The sequence below is a fragment of the uncultured Pseudokineococcus sp. genome (assembly GCF_947499845.1).
Classification (GTDB): Bacteria; Actinomycetota; Actinomycetes; order Actinomycetales; family Quadrisphaeraceae; genus Pseudokineococcus.
The window spans coordinates 153,458-173,742 of the sequence record NZ_CANMPM010000004.1; the positions used below are offsets into that span (position 1 = coordinate 153,458).

Sequence of the window (20,285 nt, forward strand, 5' to 3'; positions counted from 1 at the left end):
CGAGCGGCTGCAGCTCCATGCGCCGGTCATCGGCGCGCGAGGGCCCCCGCTTGAGGCAGCGGCGCGCCAGTCCTCCGCGGTCGCCCGCCGTCACGCGACGACCCGCAGGACCTCCTCCACCGACGTCAGCCCTGCGGCCACCTTGGCCCAGCCGTCGGCCCGCAGGCTAGTCATGCCCTCCCCCGCCGCGAGGCGGGCGATGTCGGAGGAGGACGCGCGCTCGACGGCGAGGCGCTCGACCCCCTCGGTGACGGTCATGACCTCGTGGAGCGCGAGGCGCCCCTTGTAGCCGGTCCGCGAGCAGTGCGGGCAGCCGACCGGGCGGTGCAGCACGGGCAACGGCGTCCCCGGCTCGTGCGGGAACCCGGCGAGCGCGAGCGCCTGCTCGTCCGGCCGGTAGGCCTCCTTGCAGCGCCCGCACAGCCGCCGCGCGAGGCGCTGGGCGAGGACGCAGTCGAGCGCCGACCCGACGAGGAAGGGCTCGATGCCCATCTCGGTGAGCCGGGTGATCGCCGAGGGGGCGTCGTTGGTGTGCAGCGTCGAGAGGACGAGGTGGCCGGTGAGGGCCGCCTCGACGGCGATGGTCGCCGTCTCGGCGTCGCGGATCTCGCCGAGGAGGACGACGTCGGGGTCCGAGCGGAGGATGGACCGCAGCGCCCCGGCGAAGGTCAGCCCGGCCTTGGGGTTGACCTGCACCTGGTTGATGCCGGGGAGCCGGTACTCGACCGGGTCCTCGACGGTGATGACGTTGATCTCGGGTCGGCTGACGATGTTGAGCGTGGCGTAGAGCGTCGTCGACTTCCCGGACCCGGTGGGGCCGGTGACGAGCACCATGCCGTAGGGCTTGCGGTAGCTCGTCGCGTACCGCTCGTGGTTCGCGTCGCTGAAGCCGAGGTCGGCGAGGTCGAGGCTCGCGGTGGAGTTGTCGAGGATGCGCATGACGACCTTCTCGCCCCACACGGTCGGCAGCGTGGCCACGCGCAGGTCGATCTTGCGCCCGTGGTGCACCACCGAGAGGCGGCCGTCCTGGGGCCGGCGCCGCTCGGCGATGTCGATGTCCGCCATGATCTTCAACCGGGAGATGACGCCCGACTGCACCGAGCGGGGCGAGCGCATGACCTCGTGGAGGACGCCGTCGATGCGGAAGCGGACCCGCAGCTCGTGCTCGCCCGGCTCGATGTGGATGTCGGACGCGCGGTCGGTGATGGCCTGGTCGATGAGCAGGTTGACGTAGCGGACGATCGGCGCGTCCTCGACCGCGGCGGCGACGAGGGACAGGTCGTCCTGCGGGTCGACGTCCGCGGAGATCGCCGACGTGAGGTCGTCGAGGTCGGCGTCCGCGCGGCAGAAGCGCTCGACGGCGGCGGTGAGGTCCTCGCGCGTCGCCACGACGGGCAGGACGTCGAGGCCCGTGATGCTCCGGAGGTCGTCGAGGGCGACGACGTCGCCCGGGTCCGCCATCGCGACGACGAGGCGGCGCTCCGCGTCGAGGCCGATCGGCAGGAGGCAGCTGCGCCGGCACAGCGAGGCGGGGACGCGCGCGACGGCCGAGGGGTCCACGGGGTGCTCGGTGAGGTCGACGAAGCCGAGACCGACCTGGGCGGCCAGGGTCGCGACGAGCTGCGACTCGGTGATCGCCCGCGTGCTGATGAGGGCCTGGCCGAGCCGCTGCCGCGTCGTCCGCTGGTGGGCCAGCGCCTCGTCGAGCTGCTCGGGCGTGATGACGCCCTGCTGCACGAGCAGGTCGCCGATGCGGGTGCGGGTCCTCACGCGCGGCCTCCAGGGCCCCGGGCCGCGGCCGCCCGGGTGGGGGCGGCGGGGGGCGCGGCGAGGGGCCGACGGGGGCATCGGCACGCGTCGCCGGAGGCTTGAGCCGCGCCCGGGGCCGACGCCCGGGCGCGCGGGTGGACCGCCCGACCGGCCTCGCTCCGCCGCTGCCGGCGCGCCCTCAGCGCGCCGGCGTCGCCGCGGCGCGACGTCGGCGCTCGGCCAGCCCCGCCTCGCGGAGCAGGTCCGGCGACGGCGCGACGCCCGTCATGAGCCGCACCTGCCCCACGGCCTGGCGCACGAGCATCTCGAAGCCGTCGACGACCGGGCCCCGCCAGGCGGCCGCCAGCGCGGTCGGCCAGGGGTCGTAGACGACGTCCAGGAGCACGCCCCGGTGCTCCTGGCCTGCGGCGGCCGCGACCTCCGCGGCCAGGGCGTCGGCCGCCCCGGCCGGGGCCGTGCTGACGACGACGTCGGCCGCCGCCGTGCGGGCGGCCGCCTCGGCGAAGGGCTCGAGCGCCACCGCGACACCGCTGCGCGCGCCCACCTCCCGGAGGGCGGCAGCCCGCTCGGGCGAGCGCACGAGCGCGACGACGCGGCGGCAGCCCAGGGACGCCAGCGCGGCGACGGCGGAGACCCCGGTCGCCCCGCCGCCCAGGACCACGCCGTGCTCGGGCGCCGCGGCGAGGAGCGGGCTCAGCGCCCCCGCGATCCCCTCGACGTCGGTGTTGGCGCCGAGCGCCTCGCGCGCGGCCCCCTCGCCCCGCCAGGTGACGGTGTTGACGACGCCCGTGGCGCGGGCGACGTCGTCGAGCTCGTCGAGCAGCGGCAGGACGGCCCGCTTGAGCGGCATCGTCAGCGACAGCCCCGCCCACCCGGGCCCGCACGCCGCGAGCACGCCGGGCAGCTCGGCCTCGGTGATCTCCCGGGCGTCGTAGGTCCACCCGTCGAGGGCCATCGCCGCGTACGCCGCCCGGTGCATCGCGGGTGACAGGGAGTGGGCGACGGGCGAGCCGAGGACGGCCGCCCGTCGCGGGCCCCGGTCGCCGTCCGCCGACGCGCCCGGGGGCGGAGGCGGTGCGTCAGTCACTGCCGTTCTCGCGCAGCCACTGCTGGAAGAGGCGGACGTTCTGCTGGTGCTCGTCGAAGGTGACGGCGAAGCGCGTCTCCCCCGTCGTGGGGTTGACGGCCACGAAGTACATCCACGGGCCGTCGGCGGGGCTCACCGCGGCGGCGATGGCGCTGTCCCCCGGCGAGTTGATCGGTCCCGGCGGCAGCCCCGGGTAGACGTAGGTGTTGTAGGGCGAGTCCGTGGCGCGGTCCTCGTCCGTCGTCGTCACGCCCCGCTTGCCCGTGGCGTAGTCGACGGTCGTGTCGAACTGCAGGGGCATGCCGGCGGCGACGCGGTTCTCGATGACGCGGGCGACCTTCGGGCGGTCCTCCTCGCGGGAGGCCTCGGCCTCGACGAGGCTCGCGACCGTCATGGTGCGGTGCCACCGCTCCGGCGGCACGCCCCCCTCGACGAGGCCCTGCTCCGCGCGCGTCACCATGGTGGAGACGACCTCGACGGCCGTGACGTCCGGCTCGAAGGTGTACGTGGCGGGGAAGAGGTAGCCCTCGAGGTCGCCCTGCGCCTCGGCGGGCAGCGGCACCGACGGGTCGGTCGCGGCGGCGCGCAGGTCGTCGACGGCGAGGCCGGTGTCGGCCTCGATCTGCGCGAGCGCGTCCGCGGCGCGCAGGCCCTCGATGAGCTGGACGCGCAGGCTCACGCGGGCGGCCGGGGACAGCAGGAGGTCCAGCGCGCCGGCGGCGGACATCTCCTCGCGCAGGGCGTACGTGCCCGGCTGGATGCTCGCCGAGTCGGGGTCGGCGGCCGCCGCGGAGACGAAGGCGCCGACCGTGCGGACGACCCCGGCCTCCACGAGGACCTCGCCGATGTCCTGGCCCGTGGCGCCCTGCTCCACCTGGACCTGCACCTCACCGGTGCCCGGGCCGGCGTAGTCCTCGGGGGCCGTCTCGCGGTCCAGGAGGGGGCTGACGAAGTTCCAGCCGACGACGCCGGCGCCCACGACGAGCGCCAGCGCCAGCACCATGACGAGGGCGGCGACGGCCCGACGAGCACCGCTGCGACGCCGGCGGCGCGGGCGCCCGGCGGCGTCGTCGGCCGGGTCGGGCGCGGTCGGGTCGGCGACGGCGCCGACGAGCGGGACGTCCGGGCGCACGGGCGTGCGGCGGCGCCTCACGCCGGCCCCCCGGCGGACGGCCCGGGGACCGGGCGGGGGGCGGGCCTGCTGGCGACCGTCCGGGGCCCCGGGCGCGGGGCGGGCTGGCGGGTGGTGCTCACGGTGGCGTCCTCCTCCGGGGGCGGACCCTCGGCCCGCACCGCGTCCTCGTCGGCGCGCCCCGCCCCCCGGCGGCTCCCGACCTCGTCGTCCTGGTGCCCGTGCTGGTGGTGCTCCTCGTGCCGGTGGTGCTGATCGTGCTCGTCCGGCCCGTGGTGCGGGCCGCCGTCGTCCGGCGGTGCGGCGCCGGCCGGGCCGCGTCGCCGGCGCCCGTCCGGCCCCAGGGGCCGCACGGGGCTCCCGGGCGGCCGGCCCGAGGAGCGCTCGAGGTCGAGCGCCGTCTGGAGGATCCACGCCGCGGCGACCTGGTCCACCACGGCCCGGTGCCGGCGGCCCGCCGTCCCCCCGTCGTGGAGGGCGCGGTGGGCGCCGGCGGTGCTCAGCCGCTCGTCGACGAGGCGCACCGGGACCGGTGCCACCAGGTCGGCGAGGCGGCCAGCGTACTGGCGGGCGGCCCCGGCCGACCGCCCCTCCTGCCCCGACAGCGACCGCGGGAGCCCGACGACGACCTCGACCGCCCCCCGCTCGCGGACCTCGCGCGCCAGGGCCACGAGATCGGCGGGTGTCTCGTCGGCCCTCGAGGCCACCTCCGCTCGGGAGTCCCCGGTGCCGGCGCGCCAGCGGTCCTCGGCCCCCCCGCGCGGCGGACGGTCGCGCGCCAGCGTCTGGACGGCCGTGGCGACCAGGCCGTCCGGGTCGCTCGCGGCGAGCCCCACCCGCACGCTGCCGACGTCCACGCCCAGCCGGACGCCGGGGCGCGCGCGCCGCGGCCCGTCGGTGACGGCCCCGGGGGCCGCGGACGTCGTCTCGGCCCCGCTCCCCGTCTCCGGCCGCCCGGTCTCGACGCCGGCCTCGACGCCGGGCGCGCTCGAGGGCGCGCGCTCCGGCTTGCGCCGGGGCCGTGGACGGCCCGTCCTCGCCACGGTGCCCGCCGTCAGCTGGTCACCGCGGCGCCGACCTGGTGCTCCACCGCCGTGAGGGCCTCGCCGAGGCGTGCGGCGTCCGTGCCGCCGCCCTGGGCGACGTCGTCCTTGCCCCCGCCGCCGCCGCCGAGCACGCCGGCAGCCGTCTTCACCATGGCCCCGGCCCGGACGCCCCACTCGCGCGCCCGATCGTTCGTCGCGACGACGACCAACGGGCGGCCCTTGGCGACGCCGCCGACCGCGACGACGGCCGGCCGGTCGCGGCCGAGGCGGCCGCGGACGTCCAGCGCGAGCGTGCGCAGGTCGTCGGCCGAGGCCACCTCCCCGGCGTCGTGCCCGACGTAGGCCACGCCGAAGACGTCGGTCGGCGCCGCGGCGAGCTGCCCCGCCGCCGCGAGGACGCGCTCGGTGCGCTGGCGGGCCAGCTCGCGGTCGGCGTCGCGCAGGCGCCCCACGACGTCGCGGACGCGGGTGACGACGTCGCCCTCGCCGGCCCCGAGCACCTCGGTGACCTGCGCCACGAGGTCGCGCTCGCGCGCGAGGTAGCGGAAGCCCTCGACGCCGACGACGGCCTCGACGCGCCGGTTGCCCGCGCCCACGGAGGACTCGCCGGTGAGGACGAGCGGACCCACCTGGCTGCTGCGCTGCACGTGCGTGCCGCCGCAGAGCTCGCGCGACCAGGGACCGCCGATCTCGACGACGCGGACCTCCTCGCCGTAGGTCTCGCCGAAGAGAGCCAGCGCCCCCCACTCGCGCGCCTGCGGCAGCGTCATCCACTGCGCGGTGACGGGCAGGTCGTCGCGGACCGCCAGGTTGCTGACGTCCTCGACGTCCCGCCGCTGCTGCGCGGACAGCCCGCCCTTCCAGGCGAAGTCGAGGCGCAGGTACCCGGGCCGGTTGTAGGAGCCCGACTGCTGGGCCGACGGGCCGAGCACCTGCCGCAGCGCGGCGTGCACGACGTGCGTGCCCGAGTGCGCCTGGCAGGCGTCGACGCGCCACTGCGGGTCGACGGACGCCTGCACCTGCGCGCCCTGCACCAGCTCGCCGTCGAGGACGCGCACCTGGTGGACGACGAGGCCCTTGATCGGTCGCTGCACGTCGAGCACCTCGGCCGAGCCGCCGTCCCAGACGAGCGTCCCGGCGTCGGCGCTCTGGCCGCCCGACTCGGCGTAGAAGGGCGTGCGGTCGAGGACGACCTCGACGACGCGCCCCTCCCCCGCCGCCACGACGGGCTCGACGCCGTCGACGACCGCGAGGACCTGCCCCGTCGTCGTCAGCGTCGTGTAGGCCTGCCAGTCGGTCGGCCCGTTCGCCTCGAGGACCTCGCGGTAGGCGCCCGTCGCCGCGGCGCCGCTGCGCTTGGAGCGCGCGTCGGCCCGGGCGCGCTCGCGCTGCTCGGTCATGAGCTCGCGGAAGCCCTGCTCGTCGACGGACACGCCCTGCTCGGCGGCCATCTCGAGGGTGAGGTCGATGGGGAACCCGTAGGTGTCGTGCAGCTGGAAGGCCCGGGTGGCCGGCACCTGCGTGGCGCCTCCCTGCTTCGTCTCCCGCACGGCCGTGTCGAGGATGGTCGTGCCCGCAACGAGGGTGCGCCGGAACGCTTCGTCCTCCGCGGCGACGACCTCGCTGATGCGCCCGAAGTCGGCCTCGAGCTCGGGGTAGGAGCGCGCCATGCGCTCCTTCGACACGGCCGTCAGGTCGGCCAGCGACGGCGCGTCGACGCCGAGCAGGCGCATCGCCCGCACCGCGCGGCGCAGCAGCCGGCGCAGCACGTAGCCGCGGCCCTCGTTGCCGGGGCGGACGCCGTCGCCGACGAGCATGAGTCCGCTGCGCACGTGGTCGGCGACGACCCGCAGGCGCACGTCGGACGCCGGGTCGGCGCCGTAGCGCACCCCCGCCATCGCCGAGGCCGCCTCGATGACGGGGAAGACCTCGTCGATCTCGTACATGTTGTCCTTGCCCTGGAGCAGGTACGCCACCCGCTCCAGGCCCATGCCCGTGTCGATGTTCTTGCGCGGCAGCTCGCCGAGGATCGGGAAGCCGTTCTTCCCGCCGCCCTCGCCGCGCTCGAACTCCATGAAGACGAGGTTCCAGATCTCGATGTAGCGGTCCTCGTCGGCGGCGGGCCCGCCGTCACGGCCGAAGCGGGCGCCGGCGTCGACGAAGATCTCGCTGCAGGGGCCGCACGGCCCGGGCCCACCGGTGGACCAGTAGTTCGAGTCCATCCCCAGGCGCTGCACGCGGTCCGGCGAGACCCCGACGTCCTTGGTCCAGATGCGGTGGGCCTCGTCGTCGTCCTCGTAGACGGTGACCCACAGGTCCTCCTCGCGGAACCCGTACCCGCCCTGGTCCTGCGGCGTCGTGACGAGCTCCCACGCCCACGGGATCGCCTTCTCCTTGAAGTAGTCGCCGAAGGAGAAGTTGCCGTTCATCTGGAAGAAGGTGCCGTGGCGGGTGGTCTTGCCGACCTCCTCGATGTCGAGGGTGCGCACGCACTTCTGCACGCTCGTCGCGCGGTCGAACGGCGCCGGCTCCCGCCCCGTGAGGTAGGGGATGAAGGGCACCATGCCGGCGACGGTGAAGAGCAGCGTCGGGTCGGGCGAGACGAGCGAGGCGCTGGGGACCACGGTGTGGTCCTTGCCCTCGAAGAAGCTGAGCCAGCGACGGCGGATCTCCGCGGTCTCCATGGGGGGCCTTCCGTGTCGGGAGGTCGTCTACGCCCGGCGGGGCGCCGACCCCGGTCCGGCGGCGGCTCGGGAGCCCGCGGCGCCGGGGGTGGGCGGCGCGTCAGCCGCGGGGGCTCGAGGGGTGGTCGATGAGGTCGCGCGCCTCGGTCTCGCTCATGGCGCCGGCGTCGACGCCGAGGGCCACGCGCAGCTCCTGCTCGCGCTCGGCGGCACCGGCGCGGACCTCGGCGGCGAACGCGCGTGCGCCCTGCGCCCACCCGGAGGCGCGGCCCTGCAGCCCGGCCGGCGTGTACGAGCGGGCGACCCCGGCGGCGCGGCGCACGGCCACGACGCCGGCCACGGCCCCGAGGCCGATCCAGACGAGGCGACCCACGTCAGCCCCGCTTCCGGCGGCCGGCGATCGCGCCCCGCACGCCGTAGGTGAAGGCGGCCACCTTGACGATCGGCGACCCGAGCGTCGCCGCGAAGAGCGCCGTCAGCGCGGACACGTTGGTGGCGATCTGCGCCGCGCCCGTGGTCACCGTGTCGACGTTCTGCATCTGCTCGTTGACCTGCGTCACGGCCGTCGTCGTCTCGGTGATGAGCGGACGGGTGTCGTCCGACAGGCGGCGCACGGCCTCGCGCGTCTCGTCGAGCACCTTGCCCAGCTTGAGCAGCGGCACCGCGAGCAGCCCCACGAGCAGCACGAACGCGATCGCGGCGATGAACCCCGCGACGTCTCCTCCGGTCATCCGGATCCCTCCAGTCGGTCCGCGCCCACCACCGGACCGGGCCGCGGCCCCTCGGTGGGAGCCGCTGGCCTGCCGTCGGCGGCGCGCGGGCACGGCGCTTCCCGCCCCGCTGCCGAGGCGCGCGGCGACCCTACCGCGCACCCCGCTCACGGACGGCGACCCTGTGGACCTCCTCGACGGCACGTGAGGTCTGCGGCCTGTCGTGGTCGCCACGCGTGGTCACCGGGGTGACGCCGCCGCGGCCGTGCGACGCGTGGTCGCCGGGCGGGGCGCCCGCGCTCGTGGAGGGCACTGGCGACGGCCGCGCAGGGCACCGAGCGCTCCCGGGCCGTCCGTCCGCGGGGTCGGGTGGCGGCCTGCCTGACGTGCCCCCCACGATCACGGGCACCCCGCCTCCTCAGCAGCACCGGCCGTCGCGAGCGGCGCACCAGGGCCGAGGGGCTGAAGGGTGCACCGGATCTGCGCGACGAGCGACCGTCGACGGCGAGCCGCCGTCAGGTGACGCGCGAAGGGGTGGGCGGGTCCGGTGGGGGCACGTCAGCCGAGCGTCCCCCGGCGGCCGTCAGGCTGCTGGGGGCGCGGAGGCAGTGCCCTCACCGGACCCGCCCGCCCCGTGCCAGCCCGGCCACGGAGACCGGGAACCAGGGACGACAGGGGTCAGCGCGAGTAGTACTCCACGACCTTCGCGACGTCGCAGGTCACCGGGACCTCGTCGCGCTCGGAGCGGCGGACGACCTCGGCGCGCAGCGCGGCGAGCTCGACGCGCAGGTAGGCGGGCACGTCGGGCAGGACGTCGCGGTGGGCACCCGCGGCGGCGACCTGGAAGGGCGGCAGGTCGCGGCTGCGCGGCGCGATCTCGACGACCTGGCCGGGGCGCACGCGGTAGGAGGGCTTGTCGACGCGGGCGCCGTCGACGAGCACGTGGCGGTGCACGACCGTCTGGCGGGCCTGGGCGATGGTCCGGGCGAGGCCGGCGCGCAGGACGACGGCGTCGAGACGGCTCTCGAGGAGCTGGACGAGGACGTCGCCCGTGCGCTCGGGGTGCTTCTTCGCCTCGTCGACGGCGCGGCGCAGCTGGGCCTCGCGGATGCCGTACTGGGCGCGCAGCCGCTGCTTCTCGCGCAGGCGCAGGGCGTAGTCGCTCTCGCTGCGGCGCCGGGCGCGGCCGTGCTCGCCGGGCGGGTAGGGACGGTCCTCGACGTGCTTGACCGCCTTCGGCGTGAGGGCGAGGCCGAGACGGCGGGAGAGGCGGACCTGCTGGCGCGAGCGCGAGCTCGAGGTGCTGGACGACACGGGTGGGGCTCCTGGCGGGATCGGGTGGACGAGGTGCCGGCGGACGGGCGGGCGACGGAGCGGTGTCGGGAGCGGGACGCCGTGAGGTCCTCCCCGATCACCTCACCTTAGGCTAGCCTCACCTGCATGACGCACCCGCCGAGCGCCGCGGTCGTGGCCGCCACCGCCCTCTCGGGGTCGGGGACGGCCGTCCTCACCCCCGCCGCCCGGGACGAGGAGCGGGAAGGCTCGTGCATCGCGGTCCTGCACGCCCGTGGGCGGGACGGGCAGCTCGTCGTCGTCGCCAGCGACGCCGCGGTCGGCGCCCTGGGCCTCGGGCGCGGCGGCGGGCACGACGCCGCGGCCCGGCTCGAGGTGGTCGTCGAGGCGGCGCTGCCCGACCTCACGGTGCCGCGGGCGCAGGTGGTCGTCGACGGCTGGGTGCGCCTCGCGGCGCCGCACGAGGCCGCCGGTGCGCTGGGCGCCGCGTGCGCCGCGGGCGACCTCGCGGACCTGGCGGGGGCGTGGCCGGACGCCCGGGTGCTCCTGCTCGACGCGGCCGCCGTCCGGCTGCACTGGCCCGAGGGGTGCAGCGACGTCGCCGTGGAGGACCTGCGCGCGGCGGCGCCCGACCCGGTGGCGCTGCGTGAGGCGGACGTGCTCGGGCGGGTCGAGGCGGAGCTGGGCGACCGGCTCGTCGGCCTGGTCCGCGCGATGGGCCACGCCCACCCCGCTCCCGGCGGCCGCGGCGCCGGCGTCCCCGGGCGCGACCTGGGCCGCGTCAGCGAGGTGCGCTGCGTCGGCGCCGACCGCACGGGGCTCGTGCTGCGGTGCCGGGCCGAGGAGCCGTGGGAGGGCCTCGGGGCCGGGTGCCGCTGCGCCGGGCACGACGGAGCGCCGTGCCCGGCGTCGACGACGGCGACCCTGCGCCTGCTCTTCCCGGCGCCGGTGGCCGACGCCGACGCGGCCGTCGACGCGCTCGCCCTCATGGTCCTCGGCGCGAGCGCGGGTGGCGCCGCCCGCTGCCCCTACGCGCCGGGCGCCGCACGGGCCTGACCGGCCTCCCGCCCCGCGTCGCCCCACCCGGCGACCGGTCGGGTGGCGTGCGTCCTGCCGCGGACCCCGCGGGCGGCCTGCGCCGGTCTCGCCCAGGCTGACGTCGTGGCGACGAGGTCCTCCCTGCCCTCCCTGCGGCGGCCCGCCCTCCGGCGAGGGGCGGGGTCGCGTGGAGTGGCGGAGACCTCCGGTGGGCTCCCCCGCCTGACCGAGACGCTCCGCACCGGGGTCGTCGCCGTGCCCCTGGCGACGGCGGCCTTCGTGGCCGCCGTCGTCCCCGCCGCCGCGGCGCTGGCCCCCGGGCTCGCCGCGGCGGCGGCCCCGCTCCTGCTCCTGGCGGCCGTGCTCGTGGGCCTGCCCCACGGCGCCGTCGACCTGCTGCAGCCCGAGCTGACCTCCCGCAGCCGCGGCGGGCGCGCCCTCGTGGGCCTCGCCTACGTCGGGCTCGTGGCCCTCGCGGTCCTCGTGCTGCGCCTCGCGCCGCTCCCCGTGCTCGGCGCCCTGCTCGTGCTCGCCGCCCTCCACTTCGGCCTGGCCGACGACGTCGTCCACCGCTGGCGCACCGGGACCACGGGGCACCGCACGCCCGCCGAGCGCGTGAGCGGCGCCGTGCGCGTCCTGGCGCTCGGCGGCGTCCCCGTGGCGGCGCCCCTCGCGCTCGGCCACGCCGACGTGGTCCGCCTCCTCGACGTCCTGTCCGGCGGGTCCGGCGCCGCCGTCGTCCTCGGCGCCCGCGTCGCGCTCGCGCCCGTCCTCGCCGCGGTGCTCGCGACGGCGCTCCTCGCCGCCCGTCGCCGCGACGCCGTCGGCGCGCTGGAGCCGCTCCTGCTCGCCGGGCTCCTCCTCCTGGCGCCGCCGCTGCCCGCCTTCGCCGCCTACTTCGGCCTGTGGCACTCGCTGCGCCACCTGCTGCGCCTCCTCGCGCTCGACGCCGTCAGGCACGGCGGCGCGGGCCCCGGCAGGCCCCTCCCCGCGCCTGCGCTGCGCGCGGCCGGCCGCCGCTTCGCCCGCGCGGCGGCCCTGCCGACGGGCATGGCGCTCGCCGGGCTCGTCGTCCTCGTGGTCGTCGCCGGCGGCGACGTCGTGCCCGCGGCGCTCGTCCTCGTGCTCTGCCTGACGGTGCCGCACGCCGCGGCGGTCGCCCTCGCCGACCGGGCGCTGCTGCGCCGCTGAGCCCCGCCCCGAGGTCGAGCGCCCCGCACCGGGCGCCGGCTCAGGGCCGGGCGCGCCCCTCGAGCACCGCGCGCAGGCGCTCCAGGCGCGCCCCGATCTCCCGCTCGGCGCCCCGGTCCGTCGGCGCGTAGTAGCGCCGGCCGACGAGCGCGTCGGGCAGGTGCTGCTGCGGCGCCACCCCGTGCGGGGCGTCGTGGGCGTACACGTACCCGACGCCGTGCCCGAGCCGCACGGACCCCGCGTAGTGGCCGTCGCGCAGGTGCGGCGGCACGACGCCGGCCCGCCCGGCGCGCACGTCGGCCACGGCGGCGTCGACGCCGAGGTAAGCCGCGTTCGACTTCGGCGCCGTCGCCAGGTGGACGACGGCCTGCGCCAGGGTGATGCGCGCCTCCGGCATCCCGAGCAGCTGGACCGCCTGCGCCGCCGCCACCGCCGTCTGCAGCGCCGTCGGGTCGGCCATGCCGACGTCCTCGCTCGCCGCCACGACGATCCGCCGGGCGATGAAGCGCGGGTCCTCCCCCGCCTCGAGCATGCGCGCCAGGTAGTGCAGCGCGGCGTCGACGTCGCTGCCCCGCATCGACTTGATGAAGGCGCTGATGACGTCGTAGTGCTGGTCGCCGTCGCGGTCGTAGCGCAGGACGGCGGCCTCGAGCGCGCGCTCGGCGTGCTCGACGCGCAGCGGCACGGGCTCGTCGTCGGCCAGCCCGGCCTCCCACGCGTCGGCCGCCGCCGCCCCCGCCGCCGCCTCGAGGGCCGTGAGGGCCCGTCGGGCGTCGCCCTCGGCGACCCGGACGAGGTGCTCGAGGGCGTCGTCCTCCACGGCCACCTCGCCGCCGAGGCCGCGCTCGTCGGCGAGCGCCCGCTCCAGCAGACCGCGCACGTCCGCGGGCCCGAGCGGCTGCAGGGTGAGCAGCAGCGAGCGCGACAGCAGCGGGGAGATCACGCTGAAGCTGGGGTTCTCGGTCGTCGCGGCGACGAGCACGACGACGCCGTTCTCCACGCCGGGCAGCAGTGCGTCCTGCTGGGCCTTGGTGAAGCGGTGGATCTCGTCGAGGAACAGCACGGTCCGCCGGCGGTGGAGGTCGCGGCGCTCGCGGGCGACGTCCATGACCCGGCGGACGTCCTTGACGCCCGCGGTGATGGCCGACAGCTCCTCGAAGTCCCCGCCGCTGGCCCGCGACACGACGTGCGCGAGCGTCGTCTTGCCCGTGCCCGGCGGGCCCCACAGCACGACGGACGTCGGTGCGGCCCGGGTCACGCGGCGCGGCGCCCCGTCGGCCGGCCGCGCGTCGGCGCCGCCCGCGGCGGAGAGGCTCTCGACGAGGCGCCGCAGCGGCGAGCCGGCGCGCAGCAGGTGCTGCTGGCCCACGACCTCGTCCAGCGTCCGCGGGCGCATCCGGACGGCGAGCGGCGGGCGCGCGCCCTCGGCGGAGGGCCGGCCCGGCGCGGCGGGGGCCGCGTCGTCGTCGCTGAAGAGGTCCGGCCCGCTCACGGCGCCAGGCTAGGCGGGGCCGCGAGCCGGAGCGCCACGCTCGCCGCCGCACCCGGACGCAGTGACATCAGGGGACGCCGGACGGGGATCGTCGCGGTGGTGCACTCTCCCTCCGTGACGAGCACCGGTCGGCGGGTCGTGCGGCGCTCGCTCGTCACCGCCGTCGCGGGGCTCGTGGTGACCCTGGTCGTCGGGCTCCTCCCGTCGGTCCCCCTGGCCTACCGCAGCCCCGACGGTCATCTCGTGCTCGAGACCGTCGTGGCGACCGTGAGCCCGCTCGTGGCGCTGCTGCTCTACGGCCGCTTCCGGCGCAGCCGCCTCCTGCGCGAGCTGCTCCTGGCGCACGCGCTCGCCGTCCTCGCCGTGGCCTCGCTCGTCGTGGCCGTCGCGTCGGTGGTCACGGACGCCGGGCCGGGCAGCGCCCTGACGAGCTGGGCGCCGCTCGTGGTGCGGCTGGCGAGCGCCGTGCTGCTGCTCGTCGCGGCCCTCGTGCCGCCGGACAGGGTCGTCGCGGCGGCCCGGCCCGCGCGGCAGGTGCTCGCCGTCGCGGTCGTGCTGCTCGCGGTCGGCGCCACCGCCCAGGCCCTCGGCGCCGCGCTGCCGACCGCCGTCGAGGCGCTGCCCTCCCCCGAGCGGTCCGGCCGACCGGTGCTGGCCGGCCACCCCGTGCTGCTGGGGGCGCAGAGCACGGCGCTCGCCTGCTTCGCGGCCGCCGCCGTCGCGCTCACCCGGCAGGCGCGGCGCACCGGCGACGACTTCCTCGGGTGGGTGGCGGCCGCCGCGGTGCTCGGGGCCTGGTCGCGGGTCAACTACCTGCTCTTCCCCTCCCTCTACAGCCAGTGGCTGTACACGGGCGACGTGCTCCGCCTCGGCTTCTACCTGCTCCTGCTGACGGGCGGGCTGCTCGAGGTGCGCTCCTACTGGCGGGCGCAGGCCCGGGTGGCCGTCGCGGCCGAGCGGCGGCGCCTCGCGCGCGACCTGCACGACGGCGCCGTCCAGGAGCTCGGCTACATCCTGTCGGTGACGAGCGGGCCTGAGGACCGGACCTCACCGGCCGTCCGGTCCGCCGCCCAGCGGGCCCTCGCCGAGACCCGTCGGGCCGTGGTGGCGCTGTCGTCCGCCGACGACGAGCCGCTCGAGGCGGCGGTCGCCCGTGAGGTGCGCGAGGTGGGCGAGCGCCACGGGATGACGGTGCACGTCCGCAGCGAGGCCCAGCACGCGCCCCTCTCCCTGGAGCACCGCGAGCAGGTGGTGCGGATCGCCCGCGAGGCCGCGTGGAACGCCCGGCACGGTCGTGCCACGGAGCTCCGCGTGCTGGTGCGCCCCGGGGAGCTCGTCGTCGAGGACGACGGCGCGGGCTTCGACCCCGCCGCCGTCCCGCCCGGCCGGTACGGGCTCGTGAGCATGGGCGACCGGGCCGAGGGCATGGGCGCCGTGCTGGCGCTCGAGTCGGCCCCCGGCCGCGGGACCCGGGTGGCGGTGGCGTGGTGATGGCGGCGGAGGGCGGGCCGCCCGCGCCGGTGCGGGTCGTCGTGGTCGACGACCACGCGGCGCTGCGCGGGGGCGTGCGGGCGGCGCTGGAGGCCGACGGCTTCACGGTCGTCGCCGAGGGCGCCACCGCGCGCCGCGCCGTCGAGCTCGCGGTCGAGCACGAGCCGGACGTGCTCCTCCTCGACGTGCACATGCCCGGCTCGGGGGTGGCGGCGGCGCAGGAGGTGTCGCGCCGCCTCCCGGGGACGGCCGTCGTGATGCTCACGGCCTCCCAGGACGAGGAGGACCTGCTGGGCTCGCTGCGCGCGGGCGCCCGGGGCTTCCTCCTCAAGGACATGGACCCCGCCCGGCTCGGGGCGGCGCTGCGCGGCGTGCTGGCGGGCGAGGCGGCGTTGCCGAGGGCGCTCGTCGCCCGGGTGCTCGAGGAGCTGCGCGCCGCGCCGGCTCCCCGGCGGACCCTGCTCCCCCGGCGCCGGGCCGCGGCCCGCCTCACCGAGCGGGAGGAGGCGGTCATGGTGCTGCTGCGCGACGGCCTCACGACCGACGAGGTCGCCGCACGGCTGTTCCTGACGCCCGGCACCGTGCGCGTGCACGTCTCCAACGCGGTGAGGAAGCTCGGAGCGCCCGACCGCGCGAGCGCGCTGGGCATGCTCGGCGGCGGGTGAGCTCGCGAAGCGCCGCGGACCTGGTCCTCCGCGCATAGACGTCTCTGCGCAGATGGGTCCCGGTGGGTCATGTGCCCGCTTCCTGCCGAACCGCACAGTCCTCCTCGACGCCACCGACCTCGAGGAGACGCGATGAACCGCAGGGCGACGACGCTCGGCGTGATGGCCACCACCCTGGCGATGCTGGGAGCCGGTGTGGCGCAGGCCGACACCCTCAAGAACGACGTGGGCAACGACGTCGGCGGGAGCGGCAACGTGCGCGCCGTCGACGTCGGCACGGCCACGACGGTGAACTACCGCATCCAGGACACCATGGGGAAGGGCTGCGACCCGGCGGACGGGTCGCCCGCGACGGTCACGCTCGTCGTCCCGGCCGGTGTCACGGTGACGCCGGCGAAGCTCGTCTTCACCTCGTGCGACACGACGCAGCCGGTCACCTTCAGCTCGACCACCGCAGGGCGCTACTCGGTGACCTCGACCGTGCAAGACCTGAGGGGCGACTACCAGACGACGCCCTCCAACTTCTTCCTCGACGTCACGGCGCCCGTCGTCGTCACGCCCCCGCCGCCCCCGCCCGCCCCGGACGCCGACGGCGACGGCGTCCCCGACACCTCCGATAACTGCCCGGCGGCGGCCAACACCGACCAGGCGGACGCCGACGGCGACGGCCTCGGCGACGCCTGCGACAGCAACTCCTACGCTCCCGCGGTCGGCGTCGTGGCCCTCGACGCCAGCGGGCTCGAGGGCGCCGGCCTGGAGACGGCGGGCTCCTTCACGGACCGCGACGGCGACGGGAGCCTCACCCTCACCCAGGTGTCCGGCGAGGGCTCGGTGGTCGACCTCGGCGGCGGTCGCTTCAGCTGGGGCCACGCCGCGCGCGACGACGCGAGCGGCTCGGTCACGGTCCAGGCCACCGACGGCGAGCACGCCCCCGCGACGCAGACCTTCAGGTGGTCCGCGGCCAACGTGGCCCCCGTCGTCGGCGCCGTCACGGTGGGGCACCTGGGCTCCTGCACCGCGGACCTCTCGGCGACCTTCACCGACGCGGGCCTCGACGACACGCACACCGCCGTCGTGACCTGGCAGGACGGGGTCAGCACCGACCTGGGCGCCGTCGCGGGCTCCGTGTCCTCCCGCCGCACCTTCACGAGCGCCGGCACCTACACCGCGACCGTCACCGTGACCGACGACGACGGCGGCTTGAGTTCGGCGTCCACGGCCTCCGCCTTCACCACCGGAGGCACGCCGAGCGCGATCCTCCAGCCGATCAACACGACCGGGACGCGCAGCTCCTTCAAGTCGGGCAGCAGCATCCCCGTCAAGATCACCGTCAAGGACTGCGGCGGCGCCCCGATGGCGGGCTTGGCGCCCTCCGTCAGCCTCGTCAAGGGCGACAGCGTCCCGGACTTCGCGGTCAACGAGGCGCTGACCACCGCCTCGGCGACGAACGGCAAGCTCATGACCTGGGACGCCACCGCGCAGCAGTACGTCTTCGTCATGTCGACGAAGAGCAACCAGCTCACCGGCGGCGCGCTGACGGAGGGCACGTACACGGTCTCGGTCTCCGACCCGAGCTTCTGGGGGGCCGCGGCGAAGGCCACCTTCGACGTCCGCAGGTAGCAGGGGGTACTTCCCTGGACGGGGCCGGGCGGGACTCCCGCCCGGCCCCGTCCGCGCGTCCGCCCCCGGTCGGCGGTCGCTCGACCGCTCGCCACCCCGGCGCTGCGGAGCCTCCGGCCGGGGACGTGCGACCGGCCGGCGCGGGTGCCAGCATCCGGGGCGTGCGAGAGGTCCGAGCCCTGCCGGTCGACCGGCTGCCCGGGGACGTCCCCTTCCTGCGCTGGCACCTGGCCCCCTCGCGCGTGCACGGCGCCTGGCGGCGGGGCGCGGCGACCGGCGTGCTCGCCGACCGGCGTCGCGGGCGCTCGCTCGTCGTCCTCGGCCCCGCCGACGACGCCGCGGCGCTCGTCGCGGCCGTCCTCGACGACGCGGCCCCGGCGCTCGTGACGCTGCCGCGCGGCACGCCCGACCTGCTGCAGGCCCGGGAGCCCGCCGTGGGCGCGCGTCTGGTCGGCGGCGACGACTGGGACTGGGCGTGGACGGCGTCCGCGCCGGCGGCGCCCCTCGCCGGCGAGGAGCACGTGGCCGTCCTCGACGTCGGCGCCCTCGAGCGGCCGGGGCCGGACGCCGCCGCGGTGGCGGACCTGCTGGCCGCGGCCAGCCCGCGCTCGTCGGTGCAGCCGGGGGACGCGCACGCGCGCGCCTGGTTCGGCCTCCGCCGCGGCGACCGCGTCGTCGCGTGCGTCGCCGCGACCGGCGACGACGGCGGCCCCGCGCCGCACCTGGCGTCCGTGGCGACCCACCCCGACCTGCGCGGACGGGGCCGGGGGGCGGCCGTCACCGCGGGGGCGACACGGCACCTCCTGCGGGAGGCGCCCGCCGTCACGCTCGGGATGTACGCCGACAACGACGTCGCCCGGCGGATGTACACGCGGCTCGGGTGGACCTGGGCGCACCGGTTCTCCTCCCGGGTCGTGCGCCCGGCGGCCGACGCCGCGGCCTGACCCCTACCGGCGCCCGGCGCGCCGACGCCGGCTGAGGGGCAGGGCGCCCCACGTCACGACGGCGAGGGCCGCGAGCGCGCTCGTGGCGATGACCGCCAGCACGTCGCCGAAGAGGACCCGGACGACGAGGAAGGCCGCCGACCCGAGCGCCAGGGCCAGCAGGGCGATGCCCCCGACCGCCTGGCGGTTCGCCGTCCGCAGCAGGCCCTCCTTGTCGTAGGGGTAGCCGCGGAGCCGGTGGTAGGCGCTCACGCCGCCGAAGAGCACCACGGCGGCCAGCGCGGAGAGGAAGGCGACGAGGTAGGCGACGCGGCTCGTCCCGTCCTCGCCCTCCCACCCGGACTGGAACGGCACGGTGAGGAGGAACGCCACGAGCACCGTCGTCGCCGGCATGAGCAGGCGCAGCTCCCCCGAGAGCTCGTCGAGGCGGCGGTCGAGGTCGTCGGACGTGACCGGGTGCTCGCCGTCCGCGGAGCGGGAGGCCGGGTCGGGGCCGTCGTCGCGCACGTCGCCATCCTGGCGTCCCGCCCCCTCCGGCCGGGCCGTCCCCAGGTCCCGTCGCGGCGCGGCGCCCGGGGCGGACGTAGCGTGAGGCGGTGACCCCTCCGGCTGAGCCGACCCCCTCCGCCCCCACCGGCATGACCGCCCCCGTCGACGCCACCGAGCTCCTGCTCGACCCCGTCCCGCCCGCCGACCTCCCCCGCACCCTCGGCGCCCTGCGCGCCAGCGGCCACGTCCTGCGCGGCGTGCGCGAGGAGATGCGCGAGAACCTCCTCGCCGCCATGCGCGCGGGCCGCACCGCCGCCGAGCGCTTCCCCGGCGTCGTCGGCTACGAGGACACGGTCGTCCCCGAGGTCGAGCGCGCCCTGCTCGCCGGGCACGACCTCGTGCTGCTCGGCGAGCGCGGCCAGGGCAAGACGCGCCTGGCCCGCACCCTCGTCGGCCTCCTCGACGAGTGGACGCCCGTCGTCGCCGGCAGCGAGCTGCACGACCACCCCTACGCGCCCGTCTCGGCGACCGCGCGGGCCCTGGCCGCCGAGCACGGCGACGACCTCGAGGTCGGCTGGCTGCACCGCAGCTCGCGGTACACCGAGAAGCTGGCGACGCCGGACACCAGCGTCGGCGACCTCGTCGGCGACGTCGACCCGGTGAAGGTCGCGCAGGGCCGCAGCCTCGGGGACCCCGAGACCATCCACTTCGGCCTCGTGCCGCGGGCCCACCGCGGGATCTTCGTGGTCAACGAGCTGCCCGACCTCGCCGAGCGCATCCAGGTGGCGCTGCTCAACGTCCTCGAGGAGCGCGACATCCAGGTCCGCGGGTACGCCCTGCGCCTGCCGCTCGACCTCCTCGTCGTCGCCACGGCGAACCCCGAGGACTACACGAACCGCGGGCGGATCATCACGCCGCTGAAGGACCGCTTCGGGGCCGAGGTCCGCACCCACTACCCCCTCGACGTCGACGCCGAGGTCGCGCTGGTCCGGCAGGAGGCCGCGCTCGCGGCCGAGCTGCCCGACGTCCTGCTCGAGGTCCTCGTGCGCTTCACCCGGGCCGTGCGCGAGTCGCCGTCGGTGGACCAGCGCTCCGGCGTCTCGGCGCGCTTCGCCGTCGCCGCCGCCGAGACGACGGCCGCCGCCGCGCTGCGCCGCTCGGCCCTCGTCGGCGAGCAGCCCGCCGTGGCCCGCGTCGGCGACACCGCCTCGGTCGTGACGACGCTGCGCGGCAAGGTCGAGTTCGAGTCCGGCGAGGAGGGCCGCGAGCACGACGTCCTCGAGCACCTGCGGCGCACCGCCGTGGCCGAGGTGTTCCGGCGCCGCACGCGCGGGCTCGACCTGTCGGGCTTCACCTCCGTGGTCGCCGAAGGCGGGACCGTCGAGACGGGCGAGCTCGTGCCCGCCGCCGACGTCCTCGCCTCGCTCGGCGCGGTGCCGGGCCTCGCGCAGGTGCTCGACGCCTTCGGCTTCGGCGACGAGCCCAGCGCCCCGCAGGCCGCCTCGGCCGTCGAGCTCGTCCTCGAGGGGCTGCACCTGCTGCGGCGCCTCGGCAAGGAGGTCGTCGAGGCTCCCGGCGGGCCCCGCACGCTCTACGGCGGCTGACCGCCCCGCCCCGGCCCGCGCCCGGACAG

Annotated in this window: 16 protein-coding genes and 1 pseudogene; 7 read left to right on the forward strand and 10 right to left on the reverse strand. The window is 77.4% G+C overall.

Going from position 1 to position 20,285, the window contains the following annotated elements; translation table 11 throughout:
- Positions 1 to 90 precede the first annotated feature (90 nt).
- The 8 genes and pseudogenes from Q0789_RS05740 to rpsD all read right to left on the reverse strand — a co-directional run bounded on the left by Q0789_RS05740 (position 91) and on the right by rpsD (position 9,743).
- Positions 91 to 1,770: a GspE/PulE family protein gene (locus tag Q0789_RS05740; protein WP_298803025.1), complete on the reverse strand. Its 1,680-nt coding sequence runs from the start codon at positions 1,768 to 1,770 to the stop codon at positions 91 to 93.
- A gap of 178 nt (positions 1,771 to 1,948) precedes the next feature.
- A complete protein-coding gene (locus Q0789_RS05745; RefSeq protein WP_298803027.1) occupies positions 1,949 to 2,857 on the reverse strand; it encodes a shikimate dehydrogenase in 909 nt (302 codons plus the stop codon).
- Positions 2,850 to 4,010: an endolytic transglycosylase MltG gene (mltG, locus tag Q0789_RS05750; RefSeq protein WP_298803029.1), complete on the reverse strand. Its 1,161-nt coding sequence runs from the start codon at positions 4,008 to 4,010 to the stop codon at positions 2,850 to 2,852. Before mltG ends, Q0789_RS05745 begins: the two co-directional genes overlap by 8 nt.
- Before the next feature lie 338 nt (positions 4,011 to 4,348).
- A pseudogene (gene ruvX, locus Q0789_RS16710) lies at positions 4,349 to 4,846 on the reverse strand (Holliday junction resolvase RuvX); the annotation flags it as partial.
- 197 nt (positions 4,847 to 5,043) lie between these two features.
- Positions 5,044 to 7,719: an alanine--tRNA ligase gene (gene alaS, locus Q0789_RS05760; RefSeq protein ID WP_298803035.1), complete on the reverse strand. Its 2,676-nt coding sequence runs from the start codon at positions 7,717 to 7,719 to the stop codon at positions 5,044 to 5,046.
- 100 nt (positions 7,720 to 7,819) lie between these two features.
- Positions 7,820 to 8,092, reverse strand: coding sequence for a DUF6167 family protein (locus tag Q0789_RS05765; protein WP_298803037.1), 273 nt, complete (start codon positions 8,090 to 8,092; stop codon positions 7,820 to 7,822).
- 1 nt (position 8,093) lies between these two features.
- Positions 8,094 to 8,450 (reverse strand): DUF948 domain-containing protein, encoded by a 357-nt coding sequence (locus Q0789_RS05770; RefSeq protein ID WP_171203410.1) that lies wholly within the window; start codon positions 8,448 to 8,450, stop codon positions 8,094 to 8,096.
- 657 nt (positions 8,451 to 9,107) lie between these two features.
- Positions 9,108 to 9,743 carry a 30S ribosomal protein S4 gene (rpsD, locus tag Q0789_RS05775; protein WP_298803040.1) on the reverse strand — a complete coding sequence of 212 codons (636 nt, stop codon included), beginning with the start codon at positions 9,741 to 9,743 and terminating at the stop codon, positions 9,108 to 9,110.
- Positions 9,744 to 9,869: 126 nt separating this feature from the next.
- On the opposite strand from rpsD, the gene Q0789_RS05780 reads away from it, so the two are divergent.
- Positions 9,870 to 10,778: a hypothetical protein gene (locus Q0789_RS05780; protein WP_298803042.1), complete on the forward strand. Its 909-nt coding sequence runs from the start codon at positions 9,870 to 9,872 to the stop codon at positions 10,776 to 10,778.
- A gap of 237 nt (positions 10,779 to 11,015) precedes the next feature.
- Positions 11,016 to 11,951 (forward strand): beta-carotene 15,15'-dioxygenase, Brp/Blh family, encoded by a 936-nt coding sequence (locus Q0789_RS05785; RefSeq protein ID WP_298803044.1) that lies wholly within the window; start codon positions 11,016 to 11,018, stop codon positions 11,949 to 11,951.
- Between the two features lie 40 nt (positions 11,952 to 11,991).
- On the opposite strand, the gene Q0789_RS05790 is transcribed toward Q0789_RS05785, so the two are convergent.
- Complete coding sequence (locus Q0789_RS05790) at positions 11,992 to 13,443, reverse strand: replication-associated recombination protein A (RefSeq protein WP_298803046.1); 1,452 nt, start codon at positions 13,441 to 13,443, stop codon at positions 11,992 to 11,994.
- Between the two features lie 114 nt (positions 13,444 to 13,557).
- On the opposite strand from Q0789_RS05790, the gene Q0789_RS05795 reads away from it, so the two are divergent.
- From Q0789_RS05795 to Q0789_RS05815, 4 genes are all read left to right on the forward strand, one after another.
- Positions 13,558 to 14,934 (forward strand): hypothetical protein, encoded by a 1,377-nt coding sequence (locus Q0789_RS05795; protein ID WP_298803049.1) that lies wholly within the window; start codon positions 13,558 to 13,560, stop codon positions 14,932 to 14,934.
- Positions 14,934 to 15,599, forward strand: coding sequence for a response regulator transcription factor (locus Q0789_RS05800; protein WP_298803313.1), 666 nt, complete (start codon positions 14,934 to 14,936; stop codon positions 15,597 to 15,599). The genes Q0789_RS05795 and Q0789_RS05800 overlap by 1 nt, the downstream gene beginning before the upstream one ends.
- A 132-nt stretch (positions 15,600 to 15,731) precedes the next feature.
- Positions 15,732 to 17,219, forward strand: a complete 1,488-nt coding sequence (locus Q0789_RS16715) for a PxKF domain-containing protein (RefSeq protein ID WP_366917646.1) — start codon at positions 15,732 to 15,734, stop codon at positions 17,217 to 17,219.
- Positions 17,220 to 17,380: 161 nt separating this feature from the next.
- Positions 17,381 to 18,163 (forward strand): GNAT family N-acetyltransferase, encoded by a 783-nt coding sequence (locus Q0789_RS05815; protein WP_298803051.1) that lies wholly within the window; start codon positions 17,381 to 17,383, stop codon positions 18,161 to 18,163.
- 3 nt (positions 18,164 to 18,166) lie between these two features.
- Here the strand turns inward: Q0789_RS05815 and Q0789_RS05820 are convergent, their stop codons facing one another.
- Positions 18,167 to 18,670, reverse strand: coding sequence for a DUF6328 family protein (locus Q0789_RS05820; RefSeq protein ID WP_298803052.1), 504 nt, complete (start codon positions 18,668 to 18,670; stop codon positions 18,167 to 18,169).
- Between the two features lie 131 nt (positions 18,671 to 18,801).
- On the opposite strand from Q0789_RS05820, the gene Q0789_RS05825 reads away from it, so the two are divergent.
- A complete protein-coding gene (locus Q0789_RS05825) occupies positions 18,802 to 20,256 on the forward strand; it encodes a sigma 54-interacting transcriptional regulator (protein WP_366917659.1) in 1,455 nt (484 codons plus the stop codon).
- The last annotated feature ends 29 nt before the right edge of the window (positions 20,257 to 20,285 follow it).

What these genes read in the sequence shown, in the direction of transcription:
- alaS (WP_298803035.1), bottom strand. Translation starts at nt 7,719, where the DNA reads ATGGAGACCGCGGAGATCCGCCGTCGCTGGCTCAGCTTCTTCGAGGGC.
- Q0789_RS05770 (WP_171203410.1), bottom strand. Translation starts at nt 8,450, where the DNA reads ATGACCGGAGGAGACGTCGCGGGGTTCATCGCCGCGATCGCGTTCGTG.
- Q0789_RS05780 (WP_298803042.1), top strand. Translation starts at nt 9,870, where the DNA reads ATGACGCACCCGCCGAGCGCCGCGGTCGTGGCCGCCACCGCCCTCTCG.
- Q0789_RS05800 (WP_298803313.1), top strand. Translation starts at nt 14,934, where the DNA reads ATGGCGGCGGAGGGCGGGCCGCCCGCGCCGGTGCGGGTCGTCGTGGTC.
- Q0789_RS16715 (WP_366917646.1), top strand. Translation starts at nt 15,732, where the DNA reads ATGAACCGCAGGGCGACGACGCTCGGCGTGATGGCCACCACCCTGGCG.
- Q0789_RS05825 (WP_366917659.1), top strand. Translation starts at nt 18,802, where the DNA reads ATGACCGCCCCCGTCGACGCCACCGAGCTCCTGCTCGACCCCGTCCCG.